At 52.2% G+C, this 320-nt stretch carries 1 protein-coding gene; it reads left to right on the top strand.

From position 1 onward, the window contains the following. Nucleotides 1-19 precede the first annotated feature (19 nt). On the top strand, nucleotides 20-320 hold a 301-nt coding region (locus FNH22_RS31840; protein WP_143402580.1), incomplete at its 3' end, for a PKD-like domain-containing protein.

Raw genomic sequence — 320 nt, forward strand, 5'->3', positions numbered from 1 at the left:
TGTTCAGCCCCGTCCAACGATGTCGATCACGAATACGGTTCCTGCTTTATGCAGCGGTTCCTCGACGTCGATCACATTGAACAGTGCAGTTACGGGCAGTTTGATGCGTTTGACGGGTGTGAGTAGCACTGCGGGAGTGACAGGTTTTAGCAGTGTTGGATTGACCTTTGTGGATGGAGATGTGATCAGCGATGTGTTGGCAAATAGCACGAGCAGTCCTGTTACGCTGACGTATAGCTTTGAGGTGAGTGATGGTTCGGGCTGTGATGACGGAGTGGCCCCTTTTACCACGGCCGTGACGGTGAACCCAAATCCTGTTT

It is taken from the genome of Fulvivirga sp. M361 (assembly GCF_007097395.1).
Classification (GTDB): Bacteria; Bacteroidota; Bacteroidia; order Cytophagales; family Cyclobacteriaceae; genus Fulvivirga.